Origin of the sequence: Thiobacillus sp., assembly GCA_024235835.1 — a bacterium.
Classification (GTDB): domain Bacteria; phylum Pseudomonadota; class Gammaproteobacteria; order Burkholderiales; family Thiobacillaceae; genus PFJX01.
This window is the reverse complement of the sequence record JACKLQ010000005.1, coordinates 67,436-75,820: the sequence shown is the minus strand read 5'-3', so window position 1 is coordinate 75,820 and position 8,385 is coordinate 67,436. Positions and strand designations below refer to the sequence as shown.

At 64.7% G+C, this 8,385-nt stretch carries 5 protein-coding genes; all 5 read right to left on the bottom strand.

Going from position 1 to position 8,385, the window contains the following annotated elements; all coding sequences use genetic code 11:
• Positions 1-117 (bottom strand): GDP-mannose 4,6-dehydratase (locus H6935_16740; protein MCP5279980.1); only part of this gene is annotated, 117 nt, incomplete at its 3' end.
• Between the two features lie 46 nt (positions 118-163).
• Positions 164-1,903 (bottom strand): lipid A export permease/ATP-binding protein MsbA, encoded by a 1,740-nt coding sequence (msbA, locus tag H6935_16735; GenBank protein MCP5279979.1) that lies wholly within the window; start codon positions 1,901-1,903, stop codon positions 164-166.
• 136 nt (positions 1,904-2,039) lie between these two features.
• Positions 2,040-3,482 (bottom strand): magnesium transporter, encoded by a 1,443-nt coding sequence (gene mgtE / locus H6935_16730; GenBank protein MCP5279978.1) that lies wholly within the window; start codon positions 3,480-3,482, stop codon positions 2,040-2,042.
• 111 nt (positions 3,483-3,593) lie between these two features.
• Positions 3,594-4,607 carry a dihydroorotate dehydrogenase-like protein gene (locus H6935_16725; GenBank protein ID MCP5279977.1) on the bottom strand — a complete coding sequence of 338 codons (1,014 nt, stop codon included), beginning with the start codon at positions 4,605-4,607 and terminating at the stop codon, positions 3,594-3,596.
• Positions 4,608-4,622: 15 nt separating this feature from the next.
• Positions 4,623-8,264, bottom strand: coding sequence for a pyruvate:ferredoxin (flavodoxin) oxidoreductase (gene nifJ, locus H6935_16720; GenBank protein MCP5279976.1), 3,642 nt, complete (start codon positions 8,262-8,264; stop codon positions 4,623-4,625).
• Positions 8,265-8,385 lie beyond the last annotated feature (121 nt).

Below are 8,385 nucleotides of genomic sequence, written 5' to 3'. Positions count from 1 at the left end.
CAGGCTGGTGCGGCGCTTGATGCCGTGGACTTCGTAGCCTTTGTCCAGAAGAAATTCGGCGAGGTAGGCGCCGTCCTGGCCGGTAATGCCGGTGATCAAAGCAACTTTACGGTTCATAGGATTCCATACGATTCAGAGTTGAAAACTTCAAGGTGGAAACAGCTTACTCCGCCTCCTGGAATTGCACTGCATGCATGGCGGCATAGACCCCACCCTTGGCCAGCAACTCGGCATGGGTGCCCGATTCCACGATCCGGCCCTGCTGCATGACCACTATGCGGTCGGCCTTTTCGATGGTGGAAAGCCGGTGGGCGATCACCAGGGTGGTGCGGTTGCGCATCAGGTTGTCCAGGGCGGCCTGCACCATGCGCTCCGCCTCGGTATCCAGGGCGGACGTGGCCTCGTCCAGCATGAGGATGGGAGCATCCCGGTAGATGGCCCGGGCGATGGCCAGGCGCTGGCGCTGGCCACCGGAGAGACGCACCCCGTCTTCACCCAGCATCTCCTCGTAGCCGCCAGGTAACTGTTCGATGAAATCGGCGGCGAATGCGGCCTGGGCTGCGGCCCGCACCCGGGCAGGGTCGGGATTGGAATCGGCATAGGCGATGTTGGCCGTCACCGTGTCGTTGAACAGGGTGGTGTCCTGACCCACCATGGCGAACTGGCGCCGGTAGTCGGCCAGGCGGTAGGCGTGGATGGATATCCCATCCAGCAGGATGTCCCCCGTATGTCCATGGTAGAAGCGGGCGATGAGGTTGACCAGCGTGGTCTTGCCGCTTCCGGAGTGGCCGACAAAGGCCACGGTTTCTCCGGGTCGGATTTCCAGAGAGATGCCTTGCAACACCGAAGGGCCTTCATCCAGATAGCTGAACCCCAGGTTCCGGAGGGAAATCGCGCCCTGGGCACGGTCGATGGGCAAGTTGCCGGCATCCCTTTCCATGGGCTGGTCCAGCAGGGAGAACACCGTCTGGGCCGCTGCCAGGCCCCGATTCAGGTCCACGTTGATGCGGGACAGACTCTTGATGGGTTGCTGAAGCAGGATCATGGCCCCCATGAAGGAAACGAAGTCACCCGCGGTCAAGGCTCCATGCTGGGCCCTGATGCCGGCAAAGTAGACGATCAGGGCAATGACCACCGCCACCAGGAACACACTGAATCCTGCATTCAGCGAGGCGGTAGCGGCCAGTTTCACGGTCAACCGGCGCACGGTGCGGTTGACGCGCAAGAATCTTGACGCTTCAAAAGCCTGCCCACCGAAAATCTTGACCACCCGGTGGCCGCCCAGGGTTTCATTCAGGATGCGGGCCAGGGCGCCCATGGAGTCCTGGGTTTGCAGGGACAGGCGCCGCTGGCGCCTGGCCACCACATACATGGACAAGCCCACACCCGGGATCAGGATGGCGCAGAACAGGGCCAGTTGCCAGTCGGTGTAGAAAAGAATGCCAAGCAGGCCTATTGCCAGCACACCGTCCCGTACCAGCACGGTGATGACCTGAAGGCCCGCGCTCATGATGCCGTTGACATCATAGGTCACCCGGGAAAGCAGTTCACCCACCGAAGATTTATCGTACGTGGCCACCGGCAATCTGAGCAGGCGTTCATACATCTGCTCGCGGACATCGTGGGTAACACGCGCAGCCAGCCAGGTACTGGCGTACTCATTGCCATAACCCGCGATCATGCGCCCCAGGGCGACTACAAAAAGAATTGCGGGCATCTGCCACAGGGGTTGCATGCCGGAAGCTATGTCAGCGAAACCGTCCACCAGAGTTTTTAGCAGACGCACCATCACAGCCTCGATGCCCCCCGAAGCCGCCATCAGAAGGATGGTTAACAAGGCAATGACGCGGTATGGCCTGAAGTAGCCAAGAAGCCGCAAGTAGATATCCGTGGCCGAGGTCATGATCGACCCAGTCTCTTATCGCAGGGTTTGCACAAGGATACATTGCAGTCCGGTGGCGTCACCGGAGAAAAGCCGCGCTTGGGCGCCCTATCCGCTTTCTGGGAGCAGTCCTGGGGGAAGGATGCAAGGAGCTTGCTCACAGCAACACCAGCGTCGCCAGGCCCAGAAAAATGAAGAAGCCCATGGAGTCGGTGATGAAGGTAAGCAGCACATGGGCACCGAAGGCCGGGTCGTGGCCCATGCGCACGATGAGGTTGGGGGCCCAGTAGCCGGCCATGGAGGAAACCAGCAGGTTCAGCAACATGGCGGCACTCATGACCATGGCCAGGGGCCCGTTGCCATAGAGCATGTAGGTCACCACCCCCATGATTCCGCCCCAGACCACTCCGTTGAGCCCGGCGATGCTGAGTTCCTTCAGCATCAGCCTGCGGGCGTTGTCCTTGCCGATGAGGTTGAGGGCCAGGCCCCGCACCACCAGAGTCAGGGTCTGGCTGCCGGAGTTGCCTCCCATGCCGGCGACGATGGGCATGAGGGCCGCCAGGGCTGCCAGCTTCTCGATGGAGCCCTCGAAGGCCCCCACCACCCGGGAAGCAAACAGGGCCGTGCAAAGGTTGATGCCCAGCCACAGCCAGCGGTTCTTGGCCGCCTTCCACACCGTGGTGAACAGGTCCTCGTCCTCCCTCAGGCCGGCGGCCTGGAGCATGTCCGCCTCGGACTCGGCGCGGATGTAGTCCATCATCTCGTCAACGGTGAGGCGCCCCACCAGCCGCCCCTTGGGGTCCACCACCGGCGCGGAAATCAGGTCGTAGCGCTCGAAGGCCTGGGCGGCATCGGAAGCATCATCGGAGGGATGGAAGGTCACGGGCTCATCGGCCATGACCGCCGCCACATGCACATCCGGGTCGTGGATGAGGAGGCGCTTCAGGGGCAACACACCAATGACACGACGGTCCCGCTCCACCACGAACAACTTGTCCGTGTGGCTGGGCAGGTCCCCCAGCATGCGCAGGTAGCGCAAGGCGGCCTCCAGGGTCACATCGGCGCGGATGGTGACGAAGTCATAATCCATCAACGCGCCCACGGAATCCTCGTTGTAGGCCAGGGAGCTTTCCACCTGGAGACGCTTGGCGTCATCCAGGGACTTCATCAGCTCCTGGACCACGTCCTTGGGCAGGTCCGGCGCCAGGTCGGCGATCTCGTCAGTGTCCAGCGTATGGGCAGCGGCCAGCAGTTCCCGGTTGTCCATGGCAGCGATGAGGGATTCACGCACCGCATCGGAGACTTCCAGCAGAATGTCGCCGTCCCTCTCAGCCTTCACCAGGTCCCAGACCAGCAAGCGCTCCTCCAGGGGCAGGGCCTCCAGGATGTAGGCCACGTCTGCGGGGTGGAGTTCGTCCAGCTTCTTGGACAGTTCCGCCAGGTTCTGCTTGTGCACCAGGGATTCCACCAGTTCGTGGCGGGGCATGTCCTGTTTGTGGACGAGTTCTTCCACCAGCCTGTGCCGGGCGATGAGTTCCATCACCTGCCGCAGACTGTCCTCGAGGTGTTCCTTGATCTGGATCTCGTCCTGGTCGCTCATCTGGCGCTTCCCTTTTTCAGGCGCCGATTGTAGCCGCCTGAATTGAACAGCACCCCGAAACGGGGCGTTATTCGAGGCCTCAAGTCCCCTGCATCGCAGCGACCTCGCACCTCAGGACATCACGCCCTTGGGGCTGGCATAGCTGTCCAGCACATGGAGGTAGTTGGCCCTGGCCAGCACAGCGGGGTCAGGCAGGTGTTGCTGGCTCATGCTGCCCTTCAACTGGGCCACGGAGACATATTCCTTTTCCGCCATCCAACGTTCCATGCCTTGCAGGATTTCCGCCAGGCGGCCGGGGCCGTGTCGCAAGAGACAGGAGGCCAGGTGCACCACATCCGCCCCTGCCAGCAGCAACTTTATGGCCTCTTCCGGCCCATGCACCCCACCCGTGGCGGCCAGGGTCATTCGGGTGCGGCCATGCAGGATGGCGATCCAGACGATGCGCAACAGGGCCTCGTCGGGATGGGACAGGTTCAGGCGGTTTTCCACCCGCAGGCATTCCAGATCGATGTCCGGCTGGAAGAAGCGGTTGAACAGAGCCACGCCCCTGGCACCGCCCTGCTCAAGTTGTTTCACGAAATGGGGCAGAGAGGAAAAATAGGGCGACAGCTTCATGATGATGGGCAGGTTCACCGCCCCCCTCAGTTCCGCCAGCAGGCTCAGGTAGCGGGCCTCCACCGCCTCGCCCGAGTGGGCCATCTCCGCAGCCACGTGATAGACGTTCAGTTCCAGGGCGTCGGCCCCGGACCGCTGCAACTCCTTGCCCAGATCCACCCAGCCGGACAGGGACACGCCGTTGAGGCTGGCCACCACCGGTATTTCCAGGCGCTCCTTGAGGCGCCGCAGCTGCTCCAGGTAGCGGTCCAGGCCGCCGGTAAAGCTGCCGTGGTCTGGCAGGTAACTGTCCGCCTCGCCATGGCCCAGGTCGCCGTGCACCAGGAACCGGTCGGCCATGGCCGCCTCGGCATCCAGTTCCTCCTCGAACAGAGAATACATCACCAGGGCCGCCGCGCCGGCATCCTCCAGGCGCAGGGCCGTGTCCAGATGCTTGGACAGGGGCGAGGCAGAGGGCACCAGGGGGTTCTTGAGCTTCAGGCCCACGTAGTCGGTGGAGAGATCAATCATTTCTGGACTCCTGTCTCAAGCGCCGGTCTTGGGTTCGTTGCCGGCAGAGGAACCGGAGGGGGTAGTGTCTGGGACCGTGTGGATAGGCGCCATCTCAGCCAGCGCCTTGTAGGCGGCAAAACGTTCCTCCGCCGCTTTCTGCGCAGTGGCCAGGAAGCGCTCCGCGTCCTCGGGGTGGCTGCGGGACAGCATGGCGAAGCGGGTCTCGCTCTGCATGAAGTCCTTGATGGGAAGGCTGGGGGCCGCCGAGTCCAGCTTCCACGGGTTCGCGCCGGACTCGCCCACCCGGGGGTCGAAGCGGTACAGGGGCCAGTGGCCGGACTTCACCGCCATGTCCTGCTGGCGCAGGTTGTACTGCATGTCCACGCCGTGGGCGATGCAGGGGCTGTAGGCGACGATGAGGGAGGGCCCCTCGTAGGCCTCGGCCTCGTGGAACACCCGCAGGGTCTGGGTGTCCTTGGCGCCGTAGGCCACGTTGGCGACGTACACGTGGCCATAGTCGCTGGCCAGGCGGCCCAGGTCCTTCTTGGCCGTGGCCTTGCCGCCGGCTGAGAACTTGGCCACGGCGCCGATGGGGGTGGCCTTGGAGGTCTGGCCGCCGGTGTTGGAATAAACCTCCGTGTCCAGCACCAGGATGTTCACGTCGTAAGGCAGGGCCAGCACGTGGTCCAGGCCGCCGTAGCCGATGTCGTAGGCCCAGCCGTCGCCGCCGATGATCCACACGGAACGGCGGATGAGCCACTCGGAGATGGAGGCCAGTTCCCGGGCCCGGGGATGCTTCGACGCGGCTAACCGGTCCAGCAGCAGGGCCACGCGGCGGCGCTGGGCGCGGATGCCCGCCTCGTCCCGCTGGTTCGCCTCCACCAGTTCCGTCACCAAGCTTTTTCCACCCTCGGTACCGATGTCATCGGCCATCTCCCGGGCCAGGCGCTTGGCATAGTCCATGAGCTTGTCCGCCGCCAGGCGCATGCCCAGGCCAAATTCCGCATTGTCCTCGAACAGGGAGTTGGACCAGGCCGGCCCCCGCCCTTCCGCATTGGTGGTGTAGGGCGTGGTGGGCAGGTTGCCGCCGTAGATGGAGGAGCAGCCCGTGGCGTTGGCCACCAGCATGCGGTCGCCGAACAGCTGGGTGGCCAGCCGGATGTAGGGCGTCTCGCCGCAGCCGGAGCAGGCCCCGGAGAATTCGAACAGGGGGTCCAGCAAGGCGGAGCCCGGGATGGTGGTGTGCTTGATCGCCTCCCGGTCGAACTCGGGAAGCCTCAGGAAGAAGGCGAAGTTCTCCCGCTCCGCCAAGCGGAGTTCGTGGGTAATGGGCGCCATGTTCACCGCCAGGCGGGAGACGTTGGACTTGTCGTGGATGGGGCAGGCCTCCACGCAGTCGCCGCAGCCGGTGCAGTCCTCCGGCGCCACCTGGTAGCTGATGTGGGTGCCGGCCGGGTAGTCCTTGCTGCGGGCGGGCACATGCTTGAAGGTGGGGGGCGCGTTCGCCACCTCGCCCTCGTTGAAGGCCCGGGCACGGATGGCGCTGTGGGGGCACACCAGCACGCACTTGCCGCACTGGGTGCACAGGTCCGCCTCCCACACGGGGATTTCCAGGGCGATGTTGCGCTTCTCGTATTTGGCCGTGCCCACGGGCCAGCTGCCGTCCAGGGGCATGGCGGACACGGGCAGCTCATCACCCCTGCCGTAGTAGATGGGCAGGGTGATGTCGCGGATGAAGTCGGGCATTTCTGTCACCCCTGCGAACGCCGGGGTCCAGGGCATGACCTCCTGGATTCCGGCCTGCGCCGGAATGACAATTTGATGGAGGTGTTCCAGGGTCATGTCGATGGCCTTGAAGTTCAGGTCCGCCAGGCGCTTGCTCTTCCTGCCGTAGGTCTTCTCCACCGCCTGCTTGATGGCGGCCATGGCCGCATCCCGGGGCAGGACGCCGGAGATGGCGAAGTAGCAGGCCTGCATGATGGTGTTGATGCGCCGCCCCATGCCCGCGTCCGCCGCCACCCGGTAGGCGTCGATGACCCACAGTTGCAGGCCCTTGGCCTGGATCCGGGCCCGGGTGGCCTGGGGCAGGCTGTCCCACACGCGCTCCACCGGTTCCGGCGTATTCAACAGGAACACGCCGCCCGGTTTGGCATGGGCCAGCATGTCGTAGCGACCCAGGAACACGGTCTGATGGCAGGCCACGAAGCCCGCCATGCCCTCCTCGATGAGGTAGGTGGAGCGGATGGGGGCATCGCCGAAGCGCAGATGGGAGACGGTGACCGCGCCGGACTTCTTGGAGTCGTAGACGAAGTAGCCCTGGGCATGCAGATCCGTGGCCTCGCCGATGATCTTGATGGAGTTCTTGTTGGCGGACACGGTGCCGTCGGCCCCCAGGCCCCAGTACACGGCGTGCTGGAGCTTCTGCGCCGCCTCCGTGCGGAAGGCCGGATCCCAGTCCAGGGACAACCGGGTCACGTCGTCCCGGATGCCCACGGTGAACTGGCGCTTGGGTGACGGCTTGGCCAGTTCGTCGAACACGGCCTTCACCATGGCCGGCGTGAACTCCTTGGACGCCAGGCCGTAACGCCCCCCAATGACCCGGGGCATGACCCGGCCATCCGCGGCAGCCTGGGCCAGGGTGCCCAGCACGTCCTTGTAAAGCGGCTCCCCGTCGGCGCCCGGCTCCTTGGTGCGGTCCAGCACGGCCACCGCCCTGGCCGACTGTGGCAGGGCCGCGAGGAAAGACTGGGCACCCCAGGGACGGTAAAGGCGCACCTTCAGCACACCCACCTTCTCGCCCTCCTCCATCAGATGCTCCACGGTCTCGTGGACCGTCTCCACTCCGGAGCCCATGAGCACCAGCACCCGCTCCGCATCCGCCGCGCCCACATAGTCGAACAGGCGGTAGCGCCGACCGGTCAATTCACCGAAGCGGTCGAAGGCGGCCTGCATGATGCCGGGGAAGGCCTCGTAGAGCGGATTCACCCGCTCCCGGGACTGGAAGAACACGTCCGGGTTCTGGGAAGTGCCCCGGATGACGGGATGCTCCGGCGACAGGGCCCGGCGACGATGGGCCATGACCAGCTCGTCGTCGATCATGGCCCGCACCGTGTCCTCTTCCACCGCCTCGATCTTGGCCACCTCGTGGGAGGTGCGGAAGCCGTCGAAGAAGTGGATCACCGGCAGGCGCCCGGCCAGGGTGGCGGCCTGGGCCGTCAGGGCGAAATCCTGGGCTTCCTGCACCGAGCCGGCGCACAACAGGGCGCAGCCCGTGGGCCGGCAGGCCATGACGTCGGAATGCTCACCGAAGATGGACAGGGCGTGGGTGGCCACGGCCCGGGCCGCCACGTGGAGCACGAAGGGCGTCAGCTCGCCGGCGAGTTTGTACAGGTTGGGGATATACAGCAGCAGGCCCTGGCTGGCGGTGAAGCTGGTGGCCAGGGCGCCGGACGTCAGGGCACCGTGCAAGGCGCCGGCGGCGCCGCCCTCGGACTGCATCTCGATGATGCGGGGCACGCTGCCCCACAGGTTGGCCTTGCCCTGGCTGGCCCATTCATCCGCCCATTCCCCCATGTTTGAGGAAGGCGTGATGGGGTAGATGGCGATCACCTCATTGGTGAGGAAGGCCATGCGAGCGGCGGCCTCGTTGCCATCCAGGTTGATGTATCGGGTCATTACCGCTCCCAGGTGGAATCATGTGCGCCAATTGTGGGCGGGGAAGCGGGGAGTTGGAAGTGGGTAATGGGAGGGAAACGCTGACGATACCTGCGCCCACTCCCTATTTCCCACCTCCGGT